Source organism: Actinomadura sp., from assembly GCF_044508335.1.
Classification (GTDB): domain Bacteria; phylum Actinomycetota; class Actinomycetes; order Streptosporangiales; family Streptosporangiaceae; genus Spirillospora.
Map to the genome: position 1 here is coordinate 127,958 of NZ_JBIQHY010000003.1, position 24,832 is coordinate 152,789.

The window sequence follows — 24,832 nt, forward strand, 5'->3', positions numbered from 1 at the left end:
CCCGCCCGCTGCGCCACCTGGCAGGATTCCCGGCATGACCGCAGGACGAGACCCCCTGGCGCGGCTCCGGGACGCGGCGGCGCGGCGGGCGGCCGCGGGGCTGCGCCGGACGGCGCGCCCCCGCCCGGACGGGCTCACCGACCTGGCGTCCAACGACTACCTCGGCCTCGCCGGCGACCCCCGGCTGGTCGCGGGCGCGTGCGCGGCGGCCCGCGCCTTCGGCACCGGCTCGACGGGGTCGCGCCTGGTCACCGGCACGACGGAGCTGCACGCCGAACTCGACCGGCGCCTCGCCGCGTTCACCGGCAGCGCCGCCGGGCTCGTCTTCTCCTCCGGCTTCCTCGCCAACCTGGGCGTCGTCACCGCCCTCGCCGGGCCGGGCACGCTGGTGGTCTCCGACGAGGTCAACCACGCCTCGATCGTGGACGCATGCCGGCTGTCGCGGTCCCGGGTCGTGATCGTCCCGCACCGGGACGCCGCCGCCGTCGAGCGGGCGCTCGCCGAGCGCGACGAGGACGACGCCCTCGTGGTCACCGACGCGGTGTTCTCCGTGGACGGCGACATGGCCCCGCTGAACGCGCTGCACGCGGCCGTCCGGGCGCACGGCGCGCTGCTGGTCGTGGACGAGGCGCACGCGCTCGGCGTCGTCGGCGACCACGGCCGCGGGGCCGCGCACGCCGCGGGCCTCGCCGGGGAGCCCGACGTGGTCCTGACGGCCACGCTGTCGAAATCGCTCGCGTCCCAGGGCGGCGCGGTCCTCGGCGCCCCCGAGGTGATCGAGGCGCTGGTCGACACCGGGCGCTCGTTCATCTTCGACACCGGCCTGAACCCGCCCGCGCTGGGCGCCGCGCTCGCCGCGCTCGACGTGCTGGAGTCCGACCCGGCGCTGCCCGCCCGCGCGCGTGACCGCGCCGCCCGCATCGCAAACATCGCGGCCGGTTCCGGCCTGGAGACCGCGGCCCCGGCCGCCGCCGTCGTCCCGGTCTTCCTCGGCGAGCCGCACGCCGCCCTGCGGGCCGCGGAGATCTGCGCTGAGCACGGGCTCCGCACCGGATGCTTCCGCCCGCCGTCGGTCCCGAAGGGCCGCGCCTGCCTGCGCCTCACCGCCCGCGCCACGCTGGACGAGGCGGACCTCACACGCCTCCGGGAGGCCCTGGCCGCGGTGGCGTCTTCTACCGGCCGTAGTCTGCACGCATAACATCGGGGAAAACCGATGATGAACGTGAGGAGATGCCGTGACGGAGGTCAGGGGCGGACCCCGGCACGGGGGCGGGTTCGAGCACGCTTTCGACCGCGCCTCCCTCGCGGGCCTCGGTAAACGCCATCCGAACCAGGCGCCCCGCATTCCGAAGTACTACAAGCTCAAAGAGCTGCTGGTGGAGCTGATCCAGTCGCTTCCGGCCGGCAGCCCGCTGCCGCCCGAGCGGTCGCTCGCCGAGAAGTACGAGACGTCCCGCACCACCGTCCGGCAGGCGCTCGCCGAGCTCGTCGTCGAGGGGCGCCTCCAGCGCATCCAGGGCAAGGGGACCTTCGTCGCCAAGCCGAAGGTCGCGCAGGAGCTCCAGCTCGTCAGCTACACCGAGGACATGCGGCACCACGGGCTGCGCCCCGAGACCCGCATCCTGGAGGCGGGCTACGTCAGCGCCGACGAGAGCCTCGCCACCCTCCTCTGCATCCGCCCGGGCGGCCGGGTCCTCCGGGTGCACCGCCTCCGCCTCGCCGACGGCGAGCCGATGTCGATCGACACGTCCCACCTCCCGGCCCGCCGCTTCCCCGGGCTGCGCCGCGAGCTGTCCCGCCATCACTCCCTCTACGAGACGCTCGCCACCGCCTACGACGTCCACCTGACCGAGGCGGAGGAGACGATCGAGACCGTCCTCGCCACCCCCCACGACGCCCAGCTCCTCGGCGTCGACGTGGGCCTGCCCATGCTCCTGCTCTCCCGGCACGCCTTCGACACGACGGGCCAGCCGGTCGAGTGGGCCCAGTCCCTGTACCGCGGCGACCGCTACAAGTTCATCACCCGCCTGAGCCGCTGACCCGCCCCCCTCGCTCTCAAGACCTTCGACCACGGGTTCGAAGAAGCCGACTACGCTGGGTGCACCCCTTCTCTACGATGACTCGGGAGCAGATCGTGAGGGAGGCGTCACGAAACGTGAAAGTCCTGTCAAAGGAAGAAGTGTCGAAGCTGCCCGATACGCCCTACAACCTGTGGGTGCGCGGTGAGCTCGACGACCACGTCGACGCCCCCGAAGGATCCCGTGTCGAGATCATCGGAGGAGAGGTCGTCGTGTCCCCGCCCTCAGGTCTTTCGCATGGCGGCCCCATCCGGTTCATCACCCGGGCCTTCGAGCGGGCCGGGACCACCGACTCGGACTTCCCATGGGCGGTGCAGCAGGGCGCCGGAGTGAGGCTCGTGGGACTGGGCGACGGATACATCCCCGACCTCGTGGTCACGACCGAGGAGATCCTTCTCGCGAGCGAGAAGGCGCGGCTGCCCGAACTCGCCTCCGACGAGATCGAGATGGCCGTGGAGGTGACCTCCAAGTGGGGGGCCGACGGAGATCGCCCGCCCCGGCAGACCCCGCCCCGTGAGAAGAACAAATGGACCGGCTACGCCAAGGCGGAGGTCCCCTACTACCTCCTCATCGACCGCGCGCCCAAGATCGCCCGGTCGACGCTGTACTGCATCCCCGATCGGGCCACGGGCGCCTACCTCCATCAGGAATCCTGGGCGTTCGGCGAGACGGTCCACCTGCCCGACCCGTTCGATCTCGAGATCGACACCGCGCACTGGACGACGTGGGAAGGCTGATCGGAACCCCCGTCGAGGCCGGGGAGCGCTCTAGGCCGCGTGAGCGCGCGACCGGCCGGCGCGGGAGTCCGCGGCGGCCTCAGAGAGTCCGGCTCAGGGCCTTGATGGGCATCTGGAGGTCGGTGAGCAGGTCCAGGTCCTGCTGGGCGGGGCGGCCGAGGGTGGTCAGGTAGTTGCCGACGATGATGGCGTTGATGCCGCCGAGCATGCCCGCGCGGGTGCCGAGGTCGCCGAGGGTGAGTTCGCGGCCGCCGGCGTAGCGGAGGATGGTGCGGGGCAGGGCCAGGCGGAACGCGGCGATCGTCTTGAGGGCTTCCGCGCCCTCGACGAGGGGGAGGTCGGCGAACGGGGTGCCGGGGCGGGGCGCCAGGAAGTTCAGCGGGACCTCGTCGGGTCCGAGCTCAGCGAGCTGGGCGGCGAACTCGGCGCGCTGCTCGGTGGTCTCGCCCATGCCGACGATGCCGCCGCAGCACACCTCCATGCCGGCGTCCTTCACCATGCGGAGGGTCTCCCAGCGCTCCTCCCACGAGTGGGTGGTGACCACGTTCGGGAAGTGGGAGCGGGCCGTCTCCAGGTTGTGGTTGTAGCGGTGGACGCCCATCGCGGCGAGCTCGTCCACCTGGTCCTGGGTCAGCATGCCGAGCGAGCACGCGATGTTGATCTCGACGGCGTCGTTGATGGCCTCGACGCCCTCGCGGACCTGCGACATGAGGCGTTCGTCGGGGCCGCGGACGGCGGCGACGATGCAGAACTCGGTGGCCCCCGTCTTCGCCGTCTCCTTGGCGGCCTCCACGAGTTCGGGGATGTTCAGCCACACCGAGCGGACGGGCGACTCGAACTTGCCGGACTGGGAGCAGAAGTGGCAGTCCTCGGGGCAGCCGCCGGTTTTCAGCGAGACGATCCCCTCGACCTCGACCTCGGGGCCGCACCAGCGCATCCGGACCTCGTGGGCGAGCGCGAGCAGCTCCTCCAGCCGGTCGTCCGGCAGGGTCAGGACCTCCAGGACCTGCTGTTCGGACAGGCCCCCGCCCTCGTCCAGGACCTGGCGGCGGGCGGTTTCGAGGATGTCCGTCACGTGTTCTCCTTGTCGAGGCCGTAGCTGTCGCGGAACGCGGCGGCGTCGAAGCCGCCGCCGAACGAGGGGGCCAGGCCGCGGTGCGCGGCCAGCAGGAACTCCGCCGGGTCGAGCGCGCCGGCGCCCGCGGGCAGCGCGCCCGACAGCGGGCGGGCCGCGATGGTCTCCAGATCGCGGATGTTGCTGCGCATGGCGAGGTCCGGGTCGTCGGGCCACGCGCCGATCACCACCCCGGCGAGCTGCACGCCGCGGTGCGCCATCGCCTCCAGGGTGAGCGCGGTGTGGTTGAGCGCGCCGAGGCCGGGGCGGGTCACGACGACGGCGGGGGCGCCGAGCCGGCGCGCCAAGTCGGCGATGGTGGCGCCGTCCTCGTCGTAGCGGACGAGGAGGCCGCCCGCGCCCTCGACGAGGACGAGCCGGCGGCTCCCGGCCAGGTCGCGGACGCGTTCCGCCGCGTCCGCGAGCCGGAGGGGCGGGAGCCCGGCGCGGCGGGCGGCGGCGGCCGGGGACAGCGGGTCGGGGAAGCGGGCGAACTCGTGCACGTCCGCGACGCCGGCGAGGCGGCGCACCTCGTCGAGGTCGCCGGGCTCCCCGTCGCCCGCGCCGGTCTGGCCGGGCTTGACGACGGCGACCGACGCGCCGCGGGCGGCGGCGACCGCGGCCAGCGCCGCGGTGACGACCGTCTTGCCCACCCCGGTACAGGTCCCGGTGACCACGAGCACGCTCACAAGGCGGCACACTAGCGCGGGCCCGCGGCGCGGACTCCCGCCGGATCCCACAGTCTTCGGCGGGCGTCTTTGTAGCGGGCGGAACCCGCGGGCGGGGCGGAGCGTCCAAGCTCCATGGCCGGACCGTACACGCGTTCCCGCCGGGCGCCGGCTCTCGCCTGCGCGGCGCTGGCCGCCTGCGCGCTGACCTCCTGCGGCGGCGGCTCCGGTGAGGCCGGGCCCTCGGCTCCGCCCGCACCGTCCGCGTCCGCGGCATCGCCCCCCGCCAAGGACACCCCCGCCGGCGAGCACCTCGTCCTGCGCCGGCGGGAGACCGGCGGCATCGCTGGCATCGGCGGCCCCGGCTCCGTCCCCGGGTTCTCGCTCTACTCCACGGGGCGCGCGGTCGTCGCGTCCCGGGGCGAGCTGACCGAGTACCGCCTGAGACCCGATGCGCTGCGCCGGCTCCTGGACGAGGCGCGCGCCGCGGGCCTCGGCCGTTCGCACACGGTCGGCTCCGACCGGATCGCCGACGCGGTCGTCACCGTGGTCACCCTGGACGGCGCGACGACCCGCATCATCCAGCCGGAGTCGCAGGCCGGCCCGGAGGCCCGCTTCCTGAAGAGGCTGGACCCGGCCGGGTGGGCGGCGTCCGACCAGGCCGCGGAGCCGAAGCCGTACAGGCCGGAGAGGACCGCCGTCCTCGCCGGTGAGATGCCCGGGAGCGGCACCGCGAAGAAGTGGCCGCTGGAGCCGCTCGGCGACGGGGTCCGGGTGGCCGGGAGCATCTGCACCCTGGCGCCGTCGGCGAAGGTGCCCGAGTCCGAGCCCGGCACCGCCTGGCGGAGCGGGGGCAAGACCTACTCCGTCCGCCTCCGGCCGCTGCTCCCCGCCGAGTCGTCCTGCGCGGACCTGCGCTAGCCGCCCTCCGTGCCGGACGACCCGGTACCGCCGCGCCGCGGGCTCCGGCGGGCGTCCAGTTCGGCGGCCACCTCGCGGGCGGTCGCCGCCAGGCCGGGGTCCAGCCGGTCCAGGCGGGCGTCGAGGTCGTCGGCGAAGCGGAGGCGCTCGACGTCGGGCGCCGGGACGGCTTCGGGCATCCACGCCGAGTGGATCAGGAACGGCACCGTGGTCCCGCGCGGCGGGGCCAGCACGGCGACGGGGCCCCGCCCGACGTCGGCGGCGTCGAAGAGCTCGACGCGGAAGCGGTCGTCGTTGTGGACGGCCACGACCAGGTACCCCTCGTGCCCGCCGGGTTCCGCGCCCGCGTACCGGCTGCCGCCGTGCCCGCGCGGGACGAAGGACGGCGAGGTCGGGTAGTCGTCCAGCGCGAACGTCCACTCGGACAGCGCCTTGAGGTCCTCGCGGTCGTGGCTCACCAGGACGGCCGGGGTCTCCTCGGGCGGGAACAGCGCCGGGTCGACGCGGCCCGCGTAGTTGCGCATGGCCCGCCAGTTGACCGCCTCGGGGTGGAAGCCCAGGTAGACGAGGTGGTGCCGGGTCGGCGCGGTCTGCCCTTCGATGCTCCAGTCGATGGCGGACAACTCGGCCTGCCACCAGCGCTCCGGGTCGCGGGCGCGGGCGCGCTCGGTGATCCGGCCGGTCTCCGGGTCGAACCGCAGGACGGTCGTGAGCGCGGGCGCCATGCCGTGGCAGTACATGCCGCGCAGCGCCGGGTCGATCGGGCGGCCGTACACGTCGACGTCGTCCTCGCGCAGGTACATCCCGATGTCGACGCCCTCTCCGTGCTCCATGACGACCTCGACGCCGTCGGAGTCGTCGTAGCGGGCGTAGAAGTGGTTGACCTCGGGGGCCAGGCGGAACACGGTGCAGGCGACGGTGCTCCGCCCGGGGAGCAGGTCGTCCTTGCGGATCAGCAGGACGGGCCCGTCCGGGTTGTTGGGCGCGGTGCGGTCCCCGCCGAAGATCTCCTCGACCTCGATCCGGTAGGCGGTGTCGGCCAGGACCAGCCAGTCGCGGGTCTGCGTGATCGTGTGGGTGGCCTGCGGCAGCGCCGCGTCCTCGACCTCCCATCGGTGGACGCGGGTGCCGGTCCCGTCGTAGCGGATGACGGAGACGGCGCCGGTCAGCACGTCCCGGCTGACGCTCCACAGGCAGCCGCGCTCGGGGTCGACGACCGGGTGCGCGGTGGTGGAGACCAGCGGCAGGACGGCGTGGTCCATCGCGGGCCTCCAGTCGTCGCGGTGCCCGACCTCGGCGACGAACTCCAGCGTGACGGGGTCGACCTCGACGGGACGCCCGGCGTCCCAGGTCGCGAAGAGCCGGTCGCCCCACGGGAGCGGCGCGGTGTTGGCGGCGTTGACGAACCCCCACGGCGAGTCGGTGCCTACCGGCCCGGCGGTGAACAGGTCGGGCCGCTTGCCGCGCAGCCGCACGGACGGCGTGTCGATGACGCGCGCCCGCCAGGGGAACCGCCCGCCGGGGTCCGGCCTGAGCGGCATCCGCGCGATGATCCCGTCGCCGAAGAACGCGTGCCGCGGACGGGTCCGCTGGTCGGAGGCGCTGACGACGTAGTGGCCGCGCACGTCGTCCGGCCAGGCGCCGGCGACGACCTCCAGGTCCATGTCGGTGGCGCCCTGCGTGCCGAGGATGGAGCGGGGAACCGGCATCAGCCCTCCCAGGTGTTATTGGCTCCCCGCCAATCAACCGTCCGGCCGCGGCGCCGTCAAGGGACCGGAGCCGGTGCCGCCGCGGCCGCCGCGGCGACTACGCTGATCGGGCGGTCGTCGGTGGCGGCAGGTCGTCCACCCGCACGGCCCGCATGGAGGATCGACGACCCATGTCCGACGCGTTGGTCGTACGGGTGGCGCGGCCCGAGGAGTACGAGCTCGTCGGCGACCTGACCGTCGAGGTCTATGTGCACGGCGGGCTGGTGTCGCCGGAGTCGTCCTATGTGAAGACCCTGCGGAACGCGGGCGACCGGGCCGAGAAGGCCGAGCTGCTCGTCGCCGAGGTCGGCGGCGAGGTCGCTGGGGCCGTCGCCTACTGCCCGCCCGAAAGCCCCTACGCGGAGCTGGCCGGGCCCGGCGAGGCCGAGCTCCGGATGCTCGCGGTCCTGGAGAAGGCGCGCGGCAAGGGCGCGGGCCGCGCCATGGTGACGGCGTGCGTGGAGCGGGCGCGGGCGGCCGGGCTGCGCGGGCTGCGGCTCTCCACGCAGCGCAACATGCGCGCGGCGCAGCGGATGTACGAGCGGCTGGGGTTCGTGCGCACCCCGGAGCGGGACTGGGCGCCGGCGCCGGGAGTGGACCTGCTGACCTACGCGCTGGCGTTCTAGGACGCGCTCCGCAGCGCGCCGTGCTCGGCGCAGCGGGCCGTCCAGCCGAGCGGGGTCACCTGGACCACCATGCGGCGGCGGCAGTGCGCGCAGTAGCGGGGCGGCTCCATCTCGCGGGCGGCGCGGCAGGCGGCGTGGTCGCCCTCGGCGGCGGGTTCGCCGCAGCGGTCGCAGTACACGGCCATACCTTACGACGGCGTGCGCATGCGGCCCACGACGCCGGTGTCGTAGGAGCCGTCCGCGAACTCGGGGCAGTCCAGCAGCTCGCGCAGGAACGGCAGGTTCGTCGGCGGGCCCTCGATGCGGAACGCGCCGAGGGCGGCGCGGGCGCGGGCCAGCGCGTGGGCGCGGTCGTCGCCGTGGACGGTCAGCTTGGCGAGCAGCGGGTGGTAGACGGGCGTGACGGTGTTGCCCTCGGCGTACCCGGCGTCGATGCGGATGCCGTCGCCGACGGGCTCCTCCCACACCTTGATCTCGCCGGAGCCGGGCAGGAACTCGCGCGGGTCCTCGGCGTGGACGCGGAACGCGATGGCGTGGCCGCGCGGGTCCGGGCCGGTGAACGAGACGGGCTCGCCCGCGGCGATGCGGAACTGCTGCTCGACGAGGTCGATCCCGGTGGTCATCTCGGTGACGACGTGACCGGACGGCAGTCGGGTGCACATCTCCAGGAACCAGAATTCCTGCGCGGCGGGGTCGACGAGGAACTCGACGCTGGCGACGCCCCGGTGGCCGACCGCGTCGCCCGCGCGGACGGCGGCGGCCAGCATGCGCTCCCGGAGGGCGGGGGTGACGCCCGGCGACGGCGTCTCCTCGACGATCTTCTGGTAGCGGCGCTGGACGGAGCAGTCGCGCTCGTCGAACGGGACGACCGTGCCGTCGGCGAGGCCGAGGATCTGCACCTCGATGTGCCGGGCGCCAGGCACGTACCGCTCCAGCAGCACCTCGCCGTGCCCGAAGACGCGGTCGGCGGCGGCACGGGCCGTCTCGTAGGCGGTGCGCAGGGACGGCTCGTCGTGCGCGGCGGCCAGGCCGACGCCGCCGTCGCCCGCGGCGGGCTTCACCATGACGGGGTAGCCGATGCGCTCGGCCTCCTCGGCCGCCGTGCCGGCGTCCGGGACCGGCTCCCACGCGCCGGGCGCGACGGGGACGCCCGCCTCCTTCATCAGGTTCCGCGAGTTGATCTTGTCGCCCATCCGGGCGATGGCGAGCGGCGGCGGGCCGACCCAGACCAGGTCGCGCTCGGCGACCTGCCGGGCGAGCGAGGCGTTCTCGGCGAGGACGCCGTCGCCGGGGTGGATCGCCCGCGCGTTGGTGCGGTGCGCGGCCTCCAGGATCGCGGGGACGTTGAGGTAGCTGCGGGCCGGGTCGGCGGGGCCGATCAGGACGGCCTCGTCCGCCTCGGCGACGAACGGCAGGTCGGCGTCGGCCGCGGAGTGCACGGCGATGGCCTTGAGGCCCATCGCGCGGGCGGTGTGCAGGATCCGGCCGGCGATCTCCCCGCGGTTCGCCACGAGCACCGATTCGAACACTGCGGACTCTCCCTCCCGCGACCGGGCGGGGCCCGGCGCCCCGCGCCCGACGCAGCCTAGCCCTGATCGCGGCGCCGCGCCCCCGGCCCGCCCATCGGTGAAATCGCCGGTCCGTGTTCGCGGGCGCCCCATGGAATGGCAGCTCAGGCGTCCGCCCCGCGATCACTGTGAACCGGCACAATTGACTTGGCGCCGGGCGCCGTTCACTGTGTGGTGCGTCGCGGCCGACCATTCCCGCATCGTCGCGGAGCTCCCTTTTCCACCGGTCGGCCGCCGCATGCCGAAAAATGCGCCGCGGTTCTCCGCGCGGCGCGGCTCCCCAAGGAGGAGACCCATGTCCCTCGACCGAACGCCCCCCGCACGAACATCCCCCGGACGAACGCTCCTCGGACGGATCATCGTCCTCGCCTGCGCGGTCATGGCGCTCGCCGGCACCGCGCCCGCACCCGCCACCGCCCAGGCCGCACCGCCCGCGAAGGCCGCGGCGCCGCAGACCGTGACGCTGCGGTACGGGCCCTACACCATTCCCAAGGCGGAGAACGGCGAGCACGGCATGCTGCCGAACCAGCTCGCGTTCAACGTCGAAAAGCCGTGCGAGAACTGCTACATCACGGGATTCAAACCGAATCTCGTGTACGCGGACGGCAGCAATGCCAACATCAATACCGGGCCGATGCTGCACCACGCCGTCATCTTCAATTCGGCGGCGTGGGACACGGTGTGCGGCGGGCCGCGGCGCGTCCTCGCGTCCGGCAACGAGCGGATGGAGAGCGTGTTCCCGGCCGGCTACGGGTTCCGGATCGGCCCGTTCGACCGGTGGACGCTGCTCGCCGACCTGATGAACCACGCGCACGAGGAGAAGACCGCCTACCTGGAGTTCACGTTCACCTACCAGCCGGTGCTCGGCTCGCACATCACGCCGGTCATCCCGCTCTGGCTGGACGTCGGCGGCTGCATCGACTCCACCTGGGACACCCCCGCCGAGCCGAGCGAGAGGTCGCGGACGTGGCGCTCGACGGTCTCCGGGAACCTCGTCCACATCCGCGGCCACCTGCACCACGGCGGGATCGCGGTGCAGACCGAGAACACCGCCACCGGGCAGCTGCTCTGCCGCAGCGCGGCCGAGGAGGGCGGCACGCCCGAGTTCATCGACCACCACGGCATGACGGAGGTCTCCCGGATGCCGTCGTGCGGCGGCTCGCCGATCGGCTGGATCAACCGGGGCGACACCCTGAAGATCACCGCGTCGTACAAGGCGTCCGAGGCCGGCCTCGCGGACGTCATGGGCATCATGCACGGGTGGGTGACCGAGGGATGATCCCGGTGGACCGGCTGGCCGGGCCCGTGCTCGCGCTGTTCCGCGGCGTCGTCGGGCTGCTGTTCCTGTGCCACGGCGCGGCGTCGCTGTTCGGGGTGCTGGGCGGCAACCGGGGCAGCGGCCACGCGATCGAGGCCGGGGCGTGGCCGGGCTGGTGGGCCGCGCTGATCCAGCTCGGCTGCGGCGCGCTGGTCCTGGCCGGGCTCGGCACCCGCGCGGCGGCCGTGCTGGCGTCCGGTTCGATGGCGTACGCGTACTTCACCGTCCACCAGCCGCACGCGCTGCTGCCGCTGCGCAACGGCGGCGAGAGCGCGGCGCTGTTCTGCTGGGCGTTCCTGCTGATCGCGGTGCTGGGGCCGGGCCCGTGGGCGCTCGACTCCCGCCTCGCGGGCCGCCGGCGGCGGGCGCCGGCGAGCGCGGCGCCCTGATCCCTCCCTCAGTCGCAGCAGTGGTGGTGGACGTCCGGCTCGGCCCCGGTCCCTGTCCTCCGGGGCCGGGCCGGACGCAGCGAGAGGATCTCCGCCAGCACCGACAGGGCGATCTCGGGCGCGGTGCGGGCGCCGATGTCCAGGCCCGCCGGGGTGCGGACGCGGTCGCCGCCGTCCAGGCCCGAGACCACCGCCGTCCCCCGCTTCCGGCTGGCGATGAGCCCGATGTAGGGGACGCCGGCGTCCAGCGCGGCCTTGAGGACGGCCTCCTCATCGCGGCCGTGGGTGGCGACGACGACCGCCGCCGCGTCCGGCGGCGGCGGGTCCGCCGCGGCCGAGGGCCGGACGTCGAAACCGGCCGCGCGGCCGACGTCGGCGAGCGCACGCGCGACCGGGCCGTCCCCGTACACGCTGAGCAGCGCTGGGGGGATCACCGCTTCGAGGAACACGTCGACCGTCCCGCCGGACAGGCACGGGTTGGTGACCGTGACCAGCCCGTCCAGCGGATCGCCCCCGGCGTCGGGGGTGATGCGCAGCAGCGTCGACTCGCCCGATTCCAGCAGCCGCAGCGCCTGGTCGCGCACCGCCGACTCGGCGCAGTGGCCGCCGACGAACCCCTCCATCGTCCCGTCCGGCAGGACGAGCGCCCGGTCGCCGGTCTTCGCGCTCGTCGGGCGCTCCGCCCGCACCACCGTGGCGAGCACGTACGGGGTCCGCTCGCCGCGCAGCCTCTCCGTCTTGTCGATCATGGGATCGCCAGGTCCGTGCGGAACGGCCGTCCCTGGATGACGCGCCAGACGTTCGCCGGGGTGAGCGGCATGTCGGCGTGCCGGACGCCGTAGGGCGCGAGCGCGTCCACGACCGCGTTGACGATCGCGGCGGGCGAGCCGACCGTCGCGGACTCGCCGACGCCCTTCGCGCCGAGCGGATGGTGCGGGGACGGCGTGACAGTCTCGCCCAGCTCCCACGACGGGCACTCCATCGCGGTCGGCAGCAGGTAGTCCATGAACGACGCGCCGAGGTGGTTGCCGTCCTCATCGAACGCCATGACCTGCATGAGCGCCATCCCGACGCCGTCGGCGAGGCCGCCGTGCACCTGCCCCTCGACGATCATCGGGTTGATGCGGACGCCGCAGTCGTCCACCGCGACGAACCGCCGGACGGAGACCTTGCCCGTCCCCGGGTCGACGTCGACGACCGCGATGTAGGCGCCGAACGGGTAGGTCAGGTTCGGCGGGTTGTAGACGGTCGTCGCGTCGAGGTGGCCTTCCACGCCCTCGGGGAGTTCGAGGCTGCCGTGCGCGGCCATCGCGATCTCCTGCATGGTCGCGCCGGACGACGGGTCGCCGCGCACGACCCAGCGCCCCGGCGTCCATTCCAGGTCCTCCGGCGCCGCCTCCAGCATCGCGCCCGCGACGATCCGGGCGCGCTCGCGCACCTTCCGCGCGACCACCGCCGTCGCCGCGCCCGACACCGGGGTGGACCGCGACCCGTAGGTGCCGAGCCCGAACGGCGTCTGGTCGGTGTCGCCGTGGACGACCTCCACGTCGTCCACCGGTATCCCGAGCTCGTGCGCGACGATCTGCGCGAACGTCGTCTCGTGGCCCTGCCCCTGCGACTGGACGGAGATCCGCAGCACGGCCTTCCCGGTCGGGTGGACGCGCAGCTCGGCGCCGTCGGCCATGCCGAGCCCGAGGATGTCCATGTGCTTGCGCGGCCCGGCGCCGACCGCCTCGGTGAAGAAGCTGATGCCGATGCCCATGAGCTCGCCGCGCTCGCGCCGGGCCGCCTGCTCGGCGCGCAGCTCCTCGTACCCGGCGATCTCCATCGCCTTGCGGAGGGCGCGGGGGTAGTCGCCGGAGTCGTACTCCCAGCCGGTCGCGGTCGAGTACGGGAACTGCTCGGCGCGCAGCAGGTTGCGGAGCCGCAGCTCGGCCGGGTCCGCGCCGAGTTCGGCGGCGAGCACGTCCATCATGCGCTCGACGAGGTAGGCGGCCTCGGTGATGCGGAACGAGCAGGCGTAGGCGACGCCTCCGGGCGCCTTGTTGGTGTAGACGCCGGTGACGGCGCAGTGCGCGGCCTCGATGTCGTACGAGCCGGTGAACACGTGGAAGAACCCGGCGGGGAACTTGGTCGGCTGCGCCGTCCCGTTGAACGCGCCGTGGTCGGCGAGCACCTTCACCCGCAGCCCCCGGACGCGGCCGTCCCGCGTCGCGGCGATCTCGCCCCGCATGTGGTAGTCGCGGGCGAACGAGGTCGTCATCAGGTTCTCCGACCGGTCCTCCATCCACTTGACCGGGCGGCCCGTCACGATCGACCCGACGATCGCGCACACGTAGCCGGGGTAGATGCCGACCTTGTTGCCGAAGCCGCCGCCGATGTCGGGCGACACCACCCGGATCTTGTGCTCGGGCAGCCCGGCGACCAGCGCGTACACGGTGCGGTGGGCGTGCGGGGCCTGGGTGGTGGTGTGCACGGTGAGCTTGCCGGTCACCTTGTCCATGTCGGCGACGATCCCGCACGTCTCCAGCGGCGCCGGGTGGACGCGCGGGTACAGGACGTCCTGCGCGACGACGACCTCGGCCTCCTCGAAGACGCGGTCGGTGGCGGACGCGTCGCCGGCCTCCCAGTCGAAGATGTGGTTGTCGGTGCGCCCCTCGACGTCGTCGCGGATGACCGGTGCGCCCTCGTCCAGCGCGCGGCGGGCGTCGATGACCGGGGGCAGCGCCTCGTAGTCGACGTCGATGAGTTCGAGGGCGTCCCGCGCCGCGTAGTGCGAGTCGGCGACGACGAACGCGACCTCCTGCCCCTGGAACCGCACCTTGTCGGTCGCGAGGACGGCCTGGACGTCCCCGGAGAGGGTCGGCATCCACGCCAGGTTCAGCCCCGCGAGCGTCTCGCCCGTGATCACGGCCCGCACCTGCGGGTGCGCCTCGGCCGCCGCCGTGTCGACCGACACGAGCCTGGCGTGCGCGTACGGGCTGCGCAGCACCGCCCCGTACAGCATCCCCGGCAGCTTGAGGTCGTCGACGTAGTTGCCCTTGCCGCGGATGAAGCGGGCGTCCTCCTTGCGCGGCACCCGCCCGAACCCGTGCCCGTTGCCCGCGTGCCCGTCGCCCGCGTGGCCGTTGCCCGCGGAGACGTTCCCGGCCTGCCCGTTCTCGCTCATCGCGCCACTTCCTCGGCCGCGTCCTCAACGGGGTGCTCGGCCGCCCAGCGGACGGACCGGACGATGTTCTCGTAGCCGGTGCACCGGCAGATCTGCCCCGACAGCGCTTCGCGGATCTCCGCCTCGGTCGGGTCGGGGTTGCGGTCGAGGAGCCACCGCGACGTCATCATCATCCCCGGCGTGCAGAACCCGCACTGCAGGCCGTGGCACTCGGTGAAGCCCTTCTGGACGGGGTCCAGCTCCCCGTCCCGTTCGAGGCCCTCCACGGTGCGGACCTCCTTGCCGGCGGCCATCACCGCCAGGACCGTGCACGACTTCACCGGCACGTCGTCCAGCCAGACGACGCACGCGCCGCAGTTGGACGTGTCGCAGCCCCAGTGCGTCCCGGTGAGGTCCAGTTCGTCCCGCAGGAAGTGGACGAGCAGCAGCCTCGGCTCGACGTCGCGGGTGTACGGCTGCCCGTTGACCGTCACGGTGATGTTCACGTCAGGCACCTCTCGTAGGCGCGGCGCAGCGCGCGGGTGGTCAGCTCACCGGCGAGGTGGCGTTTGTAGTCGGCGGGGCCGCGCTGGTCGGAGCCGGGGTCGCAGTGCTCGGCGGCGACCCGCCCGGCCTCGGCGAACAGCTCCTCGGACGGGGCGGCGCCGCGCAGCACGTCCTCGGCCTCGGCGGCGACGAAGTGCTCGGCGCGCACCGCCGTCAGCCCGATCCCGGCCTCGGCGATGCGGCCGTCCGCCAGCCAGAGCGCGGCGCCCGCGGCGCAGAGCGGCCAGTCCCCGACGCGCCGCTCGACCTTCACGTAGGCGCTCGACCCGCCGGGCCTGATCGGGACGCGCAGCTCGGTGAGCAGCTCGCCGGGCTCGATGACCGTCTCGTAGGGACCTGTGTGGAACTCGCGCAGCGGCACGACCCGCTCCCCGTCCGGCCCCCGGATCACCGCCGACGCGCGCAGCGCCCCGAACGCCGCGGACAGGTCCTCGGACGGGTCGGCCTGGCAGAGCGAGCCCCCGACCGTCCCCCGGTTGCGCACCACCGGGTCCGCGATCACCCGCTCCGCGTCGTGCAGGATCGGGAAGTGCTCCCCAGCGACGGCGGAGCCGAGCAGCTCCGCGTGCCGGACGAGGGCGCCCACGCACAGCTCGTCGCCGTCGATCCGGATGCGGGCCAGCTCGTCCACGTCGTTGATGTCGATCAGCGCCTCGGGCTGGGCCAGCCGCAGCTTCATCATCGGGATGAGGCTGTGGCCGCCGGCCACCACCCGGGCCTCGTCGCCGTGCCGCGCCAGCAGCGCGAGGGCCTCCTCGACGGTCGTCGCCTTCGCGTACTCGAAATTAGCGGGAACCTGCACGGCGCCCCCCTCGGAGTGGATGTGGCCGGATTCTCACCCCGCCCGCATGCGGCCACAACGGCCGAATAAGGGAAGCCTTAACGTGGGGCCCGAAACCGCGCAGACTGGTCGGTATGACGCTGACGCAGCTCGGCGCGTTCGTGCTCGTCGCCCGGCTCGGCTCGGTGAAGGAGGCCGCGCGGGCGCTGAACGTGAGCGAGCCCGCCGTCTCCCAGGCGCTCACCGCGCTGCGCCAGCACCTGGGCGACCCGCTGCTGGTCCGCGGGCCCGGCGGGATGACGCTCACCGAAGGCGGCGCGCGGCTGCTGCCGATCGCCTCGCAGATGGTGGTGCTCGGCGCGGAGGCGGAGGGCGCGGTCCGCGCCGCGCTCGGCGCGCCCGAGACGCTGCGGGTCGTCGCCGTCCCCGCCCTGGCCGAGTTCGTCGCGACCCCGCTGCTGGAGGCGTTCGCGGCCCGCTCCCCGCGCGGCGTCGAGGGCGACGCCGGTGTCGCGGCCGGACGGGAGATGGCCGTCCTGCTGCACAACCGCCTCGCCGACATCGCCCTCGGCCCGCCCCTCGCCGACGACCAGGGCGGCCTGGTCGGCGAGCCCGTCTTCCGGGCCCGGCTCATCGCCGTCGGCACCGCGCCCGCCCCCCGCCCGCTATGGCTGGTGGACCCGTCCGGGACCGACCCGTCCAGCGAGACGTCCCGGCTGCTGCGCCGGCTGAAGGTGCCGGAGGACCGCGTCCGCGTCTACCCCACGCAGACCGCGGCGTGGGCTGCGGCGGCCGACGGCGACGGCCTCGCGGTGGCGATCGCGCACCTGGTCGCGCCGCGCGTGCAGCGCGGCGAGCTGCGCGTCATCGGCACGCCCGCCACACCGGTGGAGATCACCTGGCACGCCACCACGCTGGCGCCGGACCGGCGCCCGCCGCTCGCGGGCGCGTTCCGCCGGTTCCTGGCCACCGCCGAGGCGCTGCACATCATGCGCTCCCCCGGTTCGGGCGTCCCGCCGTCCCGCTTCCGGCCCCCGGTCTACGTGACCATCTGGAGCTGACCGGGGCCGCACGTCCCGGTGCGGCCCCGGCCTCGGGGGTTCAGCGCGCGATGATCTTCTCGGCGACCCGGGGCGGAACCTCGGCGTACGCCGCGAACCGCATCGTGAAGACGCCCCGGCCGGACGTCATGCCGCTGCGGACCTCGACATGGAACTCCTCCTTCAGGCGGTCGGCGAGGACCTCCAGATGAAGCTCGCCCATGCCGCCGATGACGGTCTGCCCGTCCTCGTCGCGGACCTGGAAGGACGGGTCCTCCTCCGACAGCCGGTGGACGGCCGCGCCCAGCCTCTCTGCGTCGCCCCTGGACTTCGGCTCGATCGCGGCCTCGATGACCGGGGCCGGGAAGTCCATGGACTCCAGGACGACCGGGTGCGCGGCGTCGCACAGCGTCTCGCCGGTGGCGGTCCGCTTCAGGCCCGTGACGGCGACGATGTCGCCCGCGCCCGCCGACCCGGTCTCCACCCGCTTGTCCGCGTGGACGCGGTAGATCTTGCCGATCCGCTCCTTCCGCCCCTTGGCGCTGTTGAGCACGGTGGCGCCAGGCGCCAGGCGCCCGGTGTAGACCCGGACGTAGGTGAACCGGCCGAGGTGCCGGTCGGCCGTGACCTTGAGGCAGGTGGTCGCGGCGGAGGTGATCGTGATGCCGCGGTCGCGTTCCTGCTTCATGTAGTCGAGCGCGGCGGCGCCGTCGTGCACCTCGCCGATGCGGTGGGAGACGCCGGTGAAGAACAGGATCCGCTCGGCGGTCGTCGTCTTGCCGGCGTCGATGTGCGCCATGATCCCGATGTTGCGGACCTTGGCGAGGGCAAGGGCGGTGGTTGTCATCGGGATCCTCCTTTTCGCTCGATGACGACCGCCGCAGGGCAAGATCGCCCGCTGCGGCATGCGCGACGGTAACCGCCGCCGCCGCGCGGGCGCGAAGGGTTTTCCGCCGGGAGGCGCCGGTCAGGAGGCGGCGCCCGGGTCGACCTCCGGGAGGGTCTCGATGACGCTGCGCAGGTGGGCGCGGGCGGCCCGCTCGGCGGCGTCCGGGTCGCGGGCCGCGATCGCCTCGATGATGCCGAGGTGCTGCGGCAGCGAGACCTGCGGGCGGCCCGGGTGCATGGCGAGCCGGAACTGGTGGCGGACGTTCTGCGCGCGCAGCCGCTCCAGGACGCCCGCGGCCGTCCGCTGCCCGCTGATCTCCCGGACGCGGCGGTGAAGGCGCTCGTTCAGCCGGGAGTAGCCGAGCACGTCGCCGGAGTCGACGGCGGCGCGCATCGCGTCGCCGATCTCCCGCAGCCCGGCGGCGTCGGCGTCGGTGGCCCGCTCGGCGGCCTTGGCCGCGCACAGGCCCTCGACCACCATGCGGACCTCGCAGATCTCGACCGCCTCGGCGAGCGACACGGCGCGGACCCGGGCGCCGCGGTTCTGCACGCGCTCGATGAGCCCCTCGTTGGCCAGTTCGGCGAGGGCCGCGCGGACGCTGGCGCGGCTGGCGGCGAACTGCTCGGACAGGTCCGCCTCGATCAGCCGCTGGTTCGGGACGAACTGGCCGCTCAGGATCGCCTCGCGGATCCCGCTCGCCACATCGGTCACCGGCACTCCCGGATTGTCGCCATTTTTGTCGCTGATCTAGGGTAGCCGCGGCGGGAGGTCTCGCGCGGGAGGGGAACGGCATGCCGGCGATCGCGGTGCTGGGACTGGGTGAGGCGGGCGGCGCCATCGCGGGCGGCCTCGTCGCGGCGGGCGCCGTCGTGCGCGGCTACGACCCCGCCGTCGCCGTGCCGGACGGGATGGTCGCCTGCGGCAGCGAGGCCGAGGCGGCGGCCGGGGCCGATCTCGTGCTGAGCGTCAACAGCGCGCACGACGCCGCCGCGGCGCTCAGGGCGGGCGCCGGAGCGGTCGGCGGCGGCGCGGTCTGGGCCGACCTCAACACCGGCTCGCCCGGTCTCAAGCGGGAGCTCGACGCCATCGCGCGGGAGGCCGGCGTCCGGTTCGCCGATGTGGCGATCATGGCGCCGGTGCCGGGGCGCGGGCTGCGCACGCCGCTGCTGGCCAGCGGCGCCGGCGCCGCCGGCGTCGCGGGCGTCCTCGGCCCGCTCGGCGCCGACGTCGAGGTGATGGACGGCCCCGCCGGGCTCGCCGCCGAGCGCAAGCTGCTCCGCAGCGTGTTCTTCAAGGGGCTCGCCGGGTCGGTCGTCGAGGCGCTCGAAGCCGCGCGGGCCGCCGGCTGCGAGGACTGGCTCCGCGCGAACATCGTCGCGGAGCTGACCGCGGCCGGCGAGCACACCGTGGACCGGCTCGTCGGCGGCACCTACCGGCACGCCGTCCGCCGCGCCGCCGAGATGGAGGCGGCCGCGGCCATGCTGGAGGAGCTGGACGTCCCCCCGGCGATGGCCGCCGCCAGCCGCGACCTGCTGCGGCGCCTGTCTAGCCGACCGGCGGGGTGCCATGGGTGTGGAACGACTCGATCGTCTTCAGGCCCCACGCCTGGCCCTTGGCCCGCTCCGCCTCCGTCCAGGTGATCGTCTTCCAGTCCGGCGCGAGGACGAGCCGGGCGCACGGGTTGCACAGCTCGATGCGGTTGCCGCCCGGCTCGTAGACGTAGAGGAAGAACGTCTGCTGGATGGCGTGCTTGTGCGGGCCAGTCTCGATGAAGACGTCGTTGTCCAGGAAGATGTCGGCGGCGCGGAGGATGTCCTCGCGGGTGTCGGTGGCGAAGGCGATGTGGTGCAGGCGGCCGGTGGTGCCCGTCCAGTCCCGCGTGTAGACGATGTCGTAGGACTTGTTGGTGAACGTCATCCAGCGGGCGGCGATCGAGCCGTCGTCCAGCTGGATCTGCTCGGTGGCGTGCCCGCCGAGGACGTCCCGCAGGAAGTCGGTGCTCGGCACCACCTCGGCGGCCAGGAAGTTGACGTGGTCGAGGCGGCGGACGCACACGCCCATCGCCGGGTACGCCTGCGCCTGGTTCTTCAGTGACGGCGCCAGCTCCGGCGGCGCCTCGAACCACTCCGACTCCCAGTAGATCTCCAGCTCGTGGCCGTCGGGGTCGCGGAACACGTAGGTGGGGCCGAGGCCGGGGTCGCCGTCCCGCCAGCCGACGCCGAGCCCGGCCTCCTCGATCGCCTTGACGCGCCGGTCGAGGGCCTCCTGCGAGGACGCGCGCAGCCCGGTCCGCCGGATGCCGGACGTGCTGTGCGCGGTGAGCTTGAGCGTGTGGTGCTCGTAGTCGTCCCACGTCCGCAGGTACACCGAGTCGCCCTCGGCGCCGACCTCGGTGAGGCCCATGACGCGGGTGAAGAACCACAGGCTCTTCTCGGGCTCGGGCGTCAGCAGCTCGACGTGCGCGACGTGGGCGATCTCGTGCTTGATGCTCATCGGATACTCCGGGGGAAGACGGTGCCGTCGAAGAGTTTGCGGGCCGTCCGGACGATGCTGGCCCGCCGGACGGACGTGCCGTCCAGCTCGACCACCACGTCGAGCCGGCCGGCCGGGTGCTCGATGCCCATGGGCGCGCCCGGCGGCGGGACCTCGGCGAGGTCGCGGCCCACGGCGCCGTCGAGCAGCAGGGCGGTGGCGACGCTGACGGCGCCGAGGACGCCGATCGAGGTGTGCATGCGCAGCGGGATGAACGTGCGGGTGCAGATCATGCCGCCGGCGCGGGGCGGCGCGACGAGGGTGGTCTTCGGCACCGGCGCGGCCGCGACGTCGCCGAGGCCCATCAGCTCGCCCGCCGCCAGCCGCAGCGACTGGATCCGGTCCCGCAGGCGGGACAGGTCGGTCTCGTAGCCGGTGGCGCCGAGGTCGGACGCGGCGGCGACCACGACCGGCATGCCGTTGTCGACGCAGGTGACCTCGATGCCGTCGATCAGGTCGCGGGGACGGCCGGTGGGAAGCAGGGCCCCGCAGGACGATCCCTCCGTCCCCGCGAAGTCCAGATCGATCCGCGCGGCCGTCCCGGGCACGCCGGAGATGGCGGTGCCGCCGTCGTAGTCCACGGCCCCGCCGGGTGTCGGGAACGTCGCGGTGGCCACGCTGCCGGAGTTCAGCATCCGGATGCGGACGCTCGTCCGGTCCCCGCCCGCCGGCACGAGCCCCCGCTCGACGGCGAACGGGCCGACGCCGGCGAGCAGGTTCCCGCAGTTCTGCCGGTCCGAGACCGTCGGTTCCTCGACGCCGAGCTGCAGGAACAGGTAGTCGACGTCGGCCGCGCCGTCGGCGGACGGCGACACCACCGCGACCTTGCTGGTCAGCGGGTGCGCGCCGCCGATCCCGTCGATCTGCCGGGGGTCGGGGGTGCCCATGGCCCGCAGCAGCAGGTCGTCGCGTTCGGCCGGGTCGGCGGGCAGGTCCTCGGCGAGGAAGTACGCGCCCTTGGACGTCCCGCCGCGCAAGAGCATGCAGCGCACCCCGGTCATGAGCCGCGCCCGGTCTGCTCGGCGTAGCGGGCGTAGTCGACGTACTCGATGCCCAGCTCCGGGAGCCGCTCGCGCAGCCCGTACCGGTCGAGGCCGAGCTCGCCCCGCTGGAACGCGGCGCGGGTCGCGGCCTCCTTCTCCTCCCGGGCCTGCGCCGCCTCGACCGCGGCGGCGGCGGACTCCCGCTCGACGCGCACGACCCCGTCGTCGTCCGCGAGGATCACGTCGCCCGGCCGGATGAGCTGCCCGCCGATCGCGACCGGCACGTTCACCGCGCCGGGCGTGGCCTTCACCGTGCCCTGCGCGCTGACGGCCGCCGACCAGACCGGGAAGCCCATCGCGTGCAGTTCCGCGACGTCCCGCACCCCGGCGTCGATGACGAGCCCGCGCACGCCCCGGTGCCGCAGGGCGGTCGCGAACAGCTCGCCGAACATGCCGTCGGTGGACGGCGAGGTGGTGGCCACCACCAGCACGTCGCCGGGGCGGCACTGCTCGACCGCGACGTGGATCATCAGGTTGTCGCCCGGCCAGGACAGGACGGTGACCGCCGTCCCGGCGATGCGCGACCCGAGGTGCACCGGCCGGATCGACGGCCCGAGGTACCCGGTGCGCCCCATGGCCTCGTGGACGGTCGCGACGCCGTACCGGGCGAGGGAGTCGACCGCGGCGGCGTCCGCGCGCGGCGGGTTCGTGACGACGACGGTCCTCATGCCAGCTCCGTCGTGGTCTGCGGGTACAGCCGGACGAACGCCTCGGCCCGCGTGTCGTGCGGCAGCCCGAGGTTCGGTCCCGCGTTGCGCTTCAGCTGCACGCCGCGCCGCTTGGCCAGCTCGGTGTAGTAGTCCCACATGTGGACCTGCGCGGGCAGGCACTCCATCGCGGCGCGCTTCCTGTCGAACACGGACGTGATGTCCAGCAGCACGTCGGGCTTGAAGTCGCACTGCTCCGGCTGGTGCGGCTCGAAGAGGAACACCGGCGGCGCGCCGAGCGGCTCCCCGGGCGCGTCGTAGCCGATCGCCTGCGCGAGCACGCGGGCCTGCAGCGCCATCCGCGCCGCCGCCGGATGGTCGCCGTTGTACGGGTCGGCGAGGGTGTGCGTGAGGACGACGGCCGGCACGAACTCCCGGTAGATCCGCACGAGCCGGTCGACCAGCTCCTGCGACTCGACGAGGGGGTAGTCGCCGGCGTCCAGGAACTCGATCTCGGCGCCCAGCTCCGCCGCGGCGGCCTCGGCCTCGGCCCGCCGCAGCTTCTTGATCTCCTCCAGCCGCTTGCCCTCGCGCCAGGCGCGCGCGGACTCGCCGCGCTCGCCGTAGCTCAGGCACACCACCTTGGCGCGGTCGCCGCGCGAGGCCGCCAGCGCGATCGCGCCGCCGGCGCGCCAGACGAAGTCGCCCGCGTGGGCGCTGACGACGAGCAGCGGGCTGGGAGAGGCGGAAGTGCTCATGCCGGTACCCTCCACCTTGTCACCCAAATTGTCAACAATTCTGGAGACAAGTCGCCGGCGCCCCGCGAAAAGCAGGAGGCCACCGCGGGGGCCGCCGGATGTGGGTGGCGGCGGGCCCCGCGGCGGCCGGTCGGCCGGGCCGGTTCGGCGGGCGGGTCAGCCCTTGGCCGGGTCCAGGGACGCGATGGCCTCGGGGGTGAGCTTGGCGGCGCGCTCCCGCTGCGGGAAGCGGCCGACGTCGATGCGGGCGACCTCCCTGGCGGTGCGGTAGTCGACCACGGAGACCTGGTCGTCCTCGGCGAGCGAGACGAAGCAGTCGTGGCCGTTCGGGCTGGTCTGCGTCCAGTACGGCAGGGCGTCGGCGGCGTAGGTGACGGTCCCGTCGGTGGTCAGGCCGGGGCGGGAGACGATGGACACGTAGTCGTCGATCGTCCCGGCCACGCACAGCTTGGACTCGTCCGCGTTCATCGCCATGCCGTGGTGCGCGGAGTTCTGCGGGTAGTCGTCCGGCTTCATCTTGGCGGCCTTCTCGCTGAACGGCATCTTCACCGTCCGCGTGATCTTCCCGGCCGCCAGGTCGTACTCGACGAACCCGTTGAGGTAGGACAGCTGCGCGTACATCGTCTTGTTGTCGCGGGTGAACACCGCGGGGCGGATCCCGTACTCGAAGTTGTACGTGCGCAGCCTCTTGAACGTCCTGGCGTCCACCGCCGTGACGGACCGCGCCCCCTTGAGCGCGTTGAGGATCTTGGGGAGCGAGGTGATCCCGATGCTGGAGTTGTAGAGGATCGTCCCGTCCGGCGAGTAGTCGTTGGCGTGCGGGTAGGTGCCGGTCGCGAAGCTGGTCTGCAGCTGCCCGGTCGCGGTGTCGATGACCTCGGCCTTGCTCGCGGTGGTGGCCGAGACGATGAACTGCCGGCCGTCCGCCGACAGCGCCGCGTGGTCGGCCTTGAAGCCCTCGGTCTTGTGGCGCCACAGCATCCGCTTCGTGGCGATGTCGAACGCGACCGCGTCCGACAGCGCGCCCCGCGAGATGTAGAGCGTCCTGCCGTCCGGTGAGACGGCCATGTCGTCGACGAGCTTGCGGTAGCCCTGGGCGGCGTTGACGGCCTCGTAGCCGATGCGCTCCACGACCGTCATCGAGTTCAGGCGTTCCTGCAGGTCGGGGACGACGTTGATGGAGCCGAGGTTCTGGTAGGTGGCGGTGTCGATGAAGCTGACCGTGCCGCCCTGGCCGTTGCCGACGGCCATCACGTCGCGCAGCGCGGCCGTCTCGGCGGGCTGGGCCTGCGCGGGCAGGGCGCCGGACAGCGCGGTCGCCGCCAGGACGGCGCAGCCGAGCAGTGCGGTTCGTCTTCGGAGACTTCGGGAAGGCATCGCGTCCTCCAGTGGGGGTGGGGTCTCCAGTCTGAAAACGGCCGTGTTCGGACTTGGTTACTGGACAGTAATCCAGGGTGGGGTACGGCACAAGACCCAGATGCGGGAAAATGCCGTCCGGGTCGTGGGGAGGAGCGAGGTGGCGGGCAGGCGCGCACAGCCGACCGGCAGGTACCGGGGCAGATCCGCGGCCGAGCGGCGCGCCGAGCGGCACCGCAGGTTCCTGGACGCCGGGCTGGAGATGTTCGGCCGCGGCCCCGGCTACCGGGGCACGACGGTCGCCGCGCTCAGCGAGAAGGCCGGCCTGTCCACCCGCCAGTTCTACGAGGAGTTCAAGACGCTGGAGGACCTCCTCGCGGAACTGCACCTCGAGGTCAACGACGCCGCCGAACGCGACGTCGTCGCCGCGCTCCCGTCCGTCCAGGGCCTCGACCTGGCCGAGCGCACCGCCCGCCTCTTCCGCGCCTACGCCGCCAGCATCACCGCCGACCGGGCCCGCATCCGCATCGCGTTCGTCGAGATCGTCGGGGTCAGCCCCCGCATGGACCGGCAGCGGCTCACCCGCCGCGCCCGCTGGGTCGACTTCATCTGCTCCGAGGCGGCCGCCGCCGCCGAGCGCGGCGAGATCCCGGACCGCGACTACCGGATCGCCGCGACCGCCTTCATCGGCAGCATCAACGGCCTCCTGCACGACTGGAGCGCCGGCTGGGTCGACGCCACCCTCGACGAGGTCATCGACGAGCTCGTCCTGATGCTCCTCGGCCGCCTCTACGCCCCCGACCGCGACCTCCCGGCCCCCTGACGGCGGTCCGCGGGGCGCGGCCCCGCGGCGGGCGCGGTCAGGGGCGGGCGCGGACGGCGGCGCGGTCCTCGACGGCCGGGG

25 protein-coding genes and 1 pseudogene are annotated in these 24,832 nt (G+C 73.8%); 10 read left to right on the forward strand and 16 right to left on the reverse strand.

Annotated features, from left to right (window positions below):
- The first annotated feature begins 34 nt into the window (after positions 1–34).
- From ACIWVC_RS02490 to ACIWVC_RS02500, 3 genes are all read left to right on the forward strand, one after another.
- Entirely contained in the window at positions 35–1,198 is a 1,164-nt protein-coding gene (locus ACIWVC_RS02490) for an 8-amino-7-oxononanoate synthase (RefSeq protein WP_396445628.1), read from the forward strand.
- Between the two features lie 37 nt (positions 1,199–1,235).
- On the forward strand, positions 1,236–2,039 hold the full coding sequence (locus ACIWVC_RS02495; protein ID WP_396445629.1) for a GntR family transcriptional regulator: 804 nt from the start codon (positions 1,236–1,238) through the stop codon (positions 2,037–2,039).
- A 116-nt stretch (positions 2,040–2,155) separates the two neighbouring features.
- Positions 2,156–2,815: a Uma2 family endonuclease gene (locus ACIWVC_RS02500; RefSeq protein WP_396445630.1), complete on the forward strand. Its 660-nt coding sequence runs from the start codon at positions 2,156–2,158 to the stop codon at positions 2,813–2,815.
- 79 nt (positions 2,816–2,894) lie between these two features.
- On the opposite strand, the gene bioB is transcribed toward ACIWVC_RS02500, so the two are convergent.
- The gene (gene bioB / locus ACIWVC_RS02505; RefSeq protein WP_396445631.1) at positions 2,895–3,890 is read right to left on the reverse strand and encodes a biotin synthase BioB; all 996 of its coding nucleotides are present in this window, start codon (positions 3,888–3,890) and stop codon (positions 2,895–2,897) included.
- Positions 3,887–4,618, reverse strand: coding sequence for a dethiobiotin synthase (bioD, locus tag ACIWVC_RS02510; RefSeq protein ID WP_396445632.1), 732 nt, complete (start codon positions 4,616–4,618; stop codon positions 3,887–3,889). The genes bioB and bioD overlap by 4 nt, the downstream gene beginning before the upstream one ends.
- 114 nt (positions 4,619–4,732) lie before the next feature.
- Here bioD and ACIWVC_RS02515 point away from each other — a divergent pair, with 114 nt between their 5' ends.
- Positions 4,733–5,518, forward strand: a complete 786-nt coding sequence (locus tag ACIWVC_RS02515; protein WP_396453743.1) for a hypothetical protein — start codon at positions 4,733–4,735, stop codon at positions 5,516–5,518.
- On the opposite strand, the gene ACIWVC_RS02520 is transcribed toward ACIWVC_RS02515, so the two are convergent.
- Positions 5,515–7,227, reverse strand: a complete 1,713-nt coding sequence (locus ACIWVC_RS02520; RefSeq protein WP_396453744.1) for a carotenoid oxygenase family protein — start codon at positions 7,225–7,227, stop codon at positions 5,515–5,517. The two genes, ACIWVC_RS02515 and ACIWVC_RS02520, sit on opposite strands and share 4 nt — an antisense overlap.
- A gap of 170 nt (positions 7,228–7,397) precedes the next feature.
- On the opposite strand from ACIWVC_RS02520, the gene ACIWVC_RS02525 reads away from it, so the two are divergent.
- A complete protein-coding gene (locus tag ACIWVC_RS02525; protein WP_396453745.1) occupies positions 7,398–7,892 on the forward strand; it encodes a GNAT family N-acetyltransferase in 495 nt (164 codons plus the stop codon).
- Here ACIWVC_RS02525 and ACIWVC_RS02530 read toward each other — a convergent pair.
- Together ACIWVC_RS02530 and ACIWVC_RS02535 are read right to left on the reverse strand one after the other, a co-directional pair.
- Positions 7,889–8,077 (reverse strand): hypothetical protein, encoded by a 189-nt coding sequence (locus tag ACIWVC_RS02530; RefSeq protein ID WP_396445635.1) that lies wholly within the window; start codon positions 8,075–8,077, stop codon positions 7,889–7,891. The genes ACIWVC_RS02525 and ACIWVC_RS02530 overlap by 4 nt on opposite strands.
- Before the next feature lie 3 nt (positions 8,078–8,080).
- A complete protein-coding gene (locus ACIWVC_RS02535; RefSeq protein ID WP_396453746.1) occupies positions 8,081–9,421 on the reverse strand; it encodes an acetyl/propionyl/methylcrotonyl-CoA carboxylase subunit alpha in 1,341 nt (446 codons plus the stop codon).
- Positions 9,422–9,755: 334 nt separating this feature from the next.
- Between ACIWVC_RS02535 and ACIWVC_RS02540 the strand changes: the two genes are divergently transcribed.
- Both ACIWVC_RS02540 and ACIWVC_RS02545 read left to right on the forward strand, forming a co-directional pair.
- A complete protein-coding gene (locus ACIWVC_RS02540; protein ID WP_396453747.1) occupies positions 9,756–10,739 on the forward strand; it encodes a hypothetical protein in 984 nt (327 codons plus the stop codon).
- The gene (locus ACIWVC_RS02545; RefSeq protein WP_396445717.1) at positions 10,736–11,167 is read left to right on the forward strand and encodes a DoxX family protein; all 432 of its coding nucleotides are present in this window, start codon (positions 10,736–10,738) and stop codon (positions 11,165–11,167) included. The genes ACIWVC_RS02540 and ACIWVC_RS02545 overlap by 4 nt, the downstream gene beginning before the upstream one ends.
- Positions 11,168–11,175: 8 nt before the next feature.
- On the opposite strand, the gene ACIWVC_RS02550 is transcribed toward ACIWVC_RS02545, so the two are convergent.
- From ACIWVC_RS02550 to ACIWVC_RS02565, 4 genes are read right to left on the reverse strand one after another with little or no spacing between them, the layout of a single operon-like run.
- Positions 11,176–11,916, reverse strand: a complete 741-nt coding sequence (locus tag ACIWVC_RS02550) for an XdhC family protein (protein WP_396445638.1) — start codon at positions 11,914–11,916, stop codon at positions 11,176–11,178.
- On the reverse strand, positions 11,913–14,336 hold the full coding sequence (locus ACIWVC_RS02555) for an aerobic carbon-monoxide dehydrogenase large subunit (RefSeq protein ID WP_396445639.1): 2,424 nt from the start codon (positions 14,334–14,336) through the stop codon (positions 11,913–11,915). Before ACIWVC_RS02555 ends, ACIWVC_RS02550 begins: the two co-directional genes overlap by 4 nt.
- Complete coding sequence (locus ACIWVC_RS02560) at positions 14,333–14,821, reverse strand: (2Fe-2S)-binding protein (RefSeq protein WP_396445640.1); 489 nt, start codon at positions 14,819–14,821, stop codon at positions 14,333–14,335. The genes ACIWVC_RS02555 and ACIWVC_RS02560 overlap by 4 nt, the downstream gene beginning before the upstream one ends.
- Entirely contained in the window at positions 14,818–15,684 is an 867-nt protein-coding gene (locus tag ACIWVC_RS02565; protein ID WP_396445641.1) for an FAD binding domain-containing protein, read from the reverse strand. The genes ACIWVC_RS02560 and ACIWVC_RS02565 overlap by 4 nt, the downstream gene beginning before the upstream one ends.
- 113 nt (positions 15,685–15,797) lie before the next feature.
- Here ACIWVC_RS02565 and ACIWVC_RS02570 point away from each other — a divergent pair, with 113 nt between their 5' ends.
- Positions 15,798–16,724, forward strand: coding sequence for a LysR family transcriptional regulator (locus ACIWVC_RS02570; RefSeq protein WP_396445642.1), 927 nt, complete (start codon positions 15,798–15,800; stop codon positions 16,722–16,724).
- A 130-nt stretch (positions 16,725–16,854) separates the two neighbouring features.
- Here ACIWVC_RS02570 and ACIWVC_RS02575 read toward each other — a convergent pair.
- Both ACIWVC_RS02575 and ACIWVC_RS02580 read right to left on the reverse strand, forming a co-directional pair.
- Positions 16,855–17,550: pseudogene (locus ACIWVC_RS02575) on the reverse strand (GTP-binding protein); the annotation flags it as partial.
- Between the two features lie 120 nt (positions 17,551–17,670).
- Positions 17,671–18,303 carry a GntR family transcriptional regulator gene (locus tag ACIWVC_RS02580; protein ID WP_396445643.1) on the reverse strand — a complete coding sequence of 211 codons (633 nt, stop codon included), beginning with the start codon at positions 18,301–18,303 and terminating at the stop codon, positions 17,671–17,673.
- Between the two features lie 80 nt (positions 18,304–18,383).
- Between ACIWVC_RS02580 and ACIWVC_RS02585 the strand changes: the two genes are divergently transcribed.
- A complete protein-coding gene (locus ACIWVC_RS02585) occupies positions 18,384–19,232 on the forward strand; it encodes a DUF1932 domain-containing protein (protein ID WP_396453748.1) in 849 nt (282 codons plus the stop codon).
- On the opposite strand, the gene ACIWVC_RS02590 is transcribed toward ACIWVC_RS02585, so the two are convergent.
- From ACIWVC_RS02590 to ACIWVC_RS02610, 5 genes are all read right to left on the reverse strand, one after another.
- Positions 19,138–20,085: a catechol 2,3-dioxygenase gene (locus ACIWVC_RS02590; RefSeq protein WP_396445645.1), complete on the reverse strand. Its 948-nt coding sequence runs from the start codon at positions 20,083–20,085 to the stop codon at positions 19,138–19,140. The genes ACIWVC_RS02585 and ACIWVC_RS02590 overlap by 95 nt on opposite strands.
- Positions 20,082–21,107, reverse strand: coding sequence for a 4-oxalomesaconate tautomerase (locus tag ACIWVC_RS02595; RefSeq protein WP_396445646.1), 1,026 nt, complete (start codon positions 21,105–21,107; stop codon positions 20,082–20,084). Before ACIWVC_RS02595 ends, ACIWVC_RS02590 begins: the two co-directional genes overlap by 4 nt.
- Positions 21,108–21,121: 14 nt before the next feature.
- Positions 21,122–21,835: a 4-carboxy-4-hydroxy-2-oxoadipate aldolase/oxaloacetate decarboxylase gene (locus ACIWVC_RS02600; protein ID WP_396453749.1), complete on the reverse strand. Its 714-nt coding sequence runs from the start codon at positions 21,833–21,835 to the stop codon at positions 21,122–21,124.
- On the reverse strand, positions 21,832–22,572 hold the full coding sequence (locus tag ACIWVC_RS02605; protein WP_396445648.1) for a PIG-L deacetylase family protein: 741 nt from the start codon (positions 22,570–22,572) through the stop codon (positions 21,832–21,834). The genes ACIWVC_RS02600 and ACIWVC_RS02605 overlap by 4 nt, the downstream gene beginning before the upstream one ends.
- Before the next feature lie 156 nt (positions 22,573–22,728).
- Positions 22,729–23,949: a YncE family protein gene (locus ACIWVC_RS02610; protein ID WP_396453750.1), complete on the reverse strand. Its 1,221-nt coding sequence runs from the start codon at positions 23,947–23,949 to the stop codon at positions 22,729–22,731.
- A 100-nt stretch (positions 23,950–24,049) separates the two neighbouring features.
- Between ACIWVC_RS02610 and ACIWVC_RS02615 the strand changes: the two genes are divergently transcribed.
- Positions 24,050–24,751, forward strand: coding sequence for a TetR/AcrR family transcriptional regulator (locus ACIWVC_RS02615; RefSeq protein ID WP_396453752.1), 702 nt, complete (start codon positions 24,050–24,052; stop codon positions 24,749–24,751).
- Positions 24,752–24,832 lie beyond the last annotated feature (81 nt).

Bases quoted from the DNA above. Each gene is read 5' to 3' on its own strand.
- ACIWVC_RS02490 (WP_396445628.1), top strand. From the start codon at position 35: ATGACCGCAGGACGAGACCCCCTGGCGCGGCTCCGGGACGCGGCGGCG.
- ACIWVC_RS02515 (WP_396453743.1), top strand. From the start codon at position 4,733: ATGGCCGGACCGTACACGCGTTCCCGCCGGGCGCCGGCTCTCGCCTGC.
- ACIWVC_RS02520 (WP_396453744.1), bottom strand. From the start codon at position 7,227: ATGCCGGTTCCCCGCTCCATCCTCGGCACGCAGGGCGCCACCGACATG.
- ACIWVC_RS02525 (WP_396453745.1), top strand. From the start codon at position 7,398: ATGTCCGACGCGTTGGTCGTACGGGTGGCGCGGCCCGAGGAGTACGAG.
- ACIWVC_RS02530 (WP_396445635.1), bottom strand. From the start codon at position 8,077: ATGGCCGTGTACTGCGACCGCTGCGGCGAACCCGCCGCCGAGGGCGAC.
- ACIWVC_RS02540 (WP_396453747.1), top strand. From the start codon at position 9,756: ATGTCCCTCGACCGAACGCCCCCCGCACGAACATCCCCCGGACGAACG.
- ACIWVC_RS02545 (WP_396445717.1), top strand. From the start codon at position 10,736: ATGATCCCGGTGGACCGGCTGGCCGGGCCCGTGCTCGCGCTGTTCCGC.
- ACIWVC_RS02550 (WP_396445638.1), bottom strand. From the start codon at position 11,916: ATGATCGACAAGACGGAGAGGCTGCGCGGCGAGCGGACCCCGTACGTG.
- ACIWVC_RS02555 (WP_396445639.1), bottom strand. From the start codon at position 14,336: ATGAGCGAGAACGGGCAGGCCGGGAACGTCTCCGCGGGCAACGGCCAC.
- ACIWVC_RS02570 (WP_396445642.1), top strand. From the start codon at position 15,798: ATGACGCTGACGCAGCTCGGCGCGTTCGTGCTCGTCGCCCGGCTCGGC.
- ACIWVC_RS02585 (WP_396453748.1), top strand. From the start codon at position 18,384: ATGCCGGCGATCGCGGTGCTGGGACTGGGTGAGGCGGGCGGCGCCATC.
- ACIWVC_RS02590 (WP_396445645.1), bottom strand. From the start codon at position 20,085: ATGAGCATCAAGCACGAGATCGCCCACGTCGCGCACGTCGAGCTGCTG.
- ACIWVC_RS02595 (WP_396445646.1), bottom strand. From the start codon at position 21,107: ATGCTCTTGCGCGGCGGGACGTCCAAGGGCGCGTACTTCCTCGCCGAG.
- ACIWVC_RS02600 (WP_396453749.1), bottom strand. From the start codon at position 21,835: ATGAGGACCGTCGTCGTCACGAACCCGCCGCGCGCGGACGCCGCCGCG.
- ACIWVC_RS02605 (WP_396445648.1), bottom strand. From the start codon at position 22,572: ATGAGCACTTCCGCCTCTCCCAGCCCGCTGCTCGTCGTCAGCGCCCAC.
- ACIWVC_RS02610 (WP_396453750.1), bottom strand. From the start codon at position 23,949: ATGCCTTCCCGAAGTCTCCGAAGACGAACCGCACTGCTCGGCTGCGCC.
- ACIWVC_RS02615 (WP_396453752.1), top strand. From the start codon at position 24,050: ATGCGGGAAAATGCCGTCCGGGTCGTGGGGAGGAGCGAGGTGGCGGGC.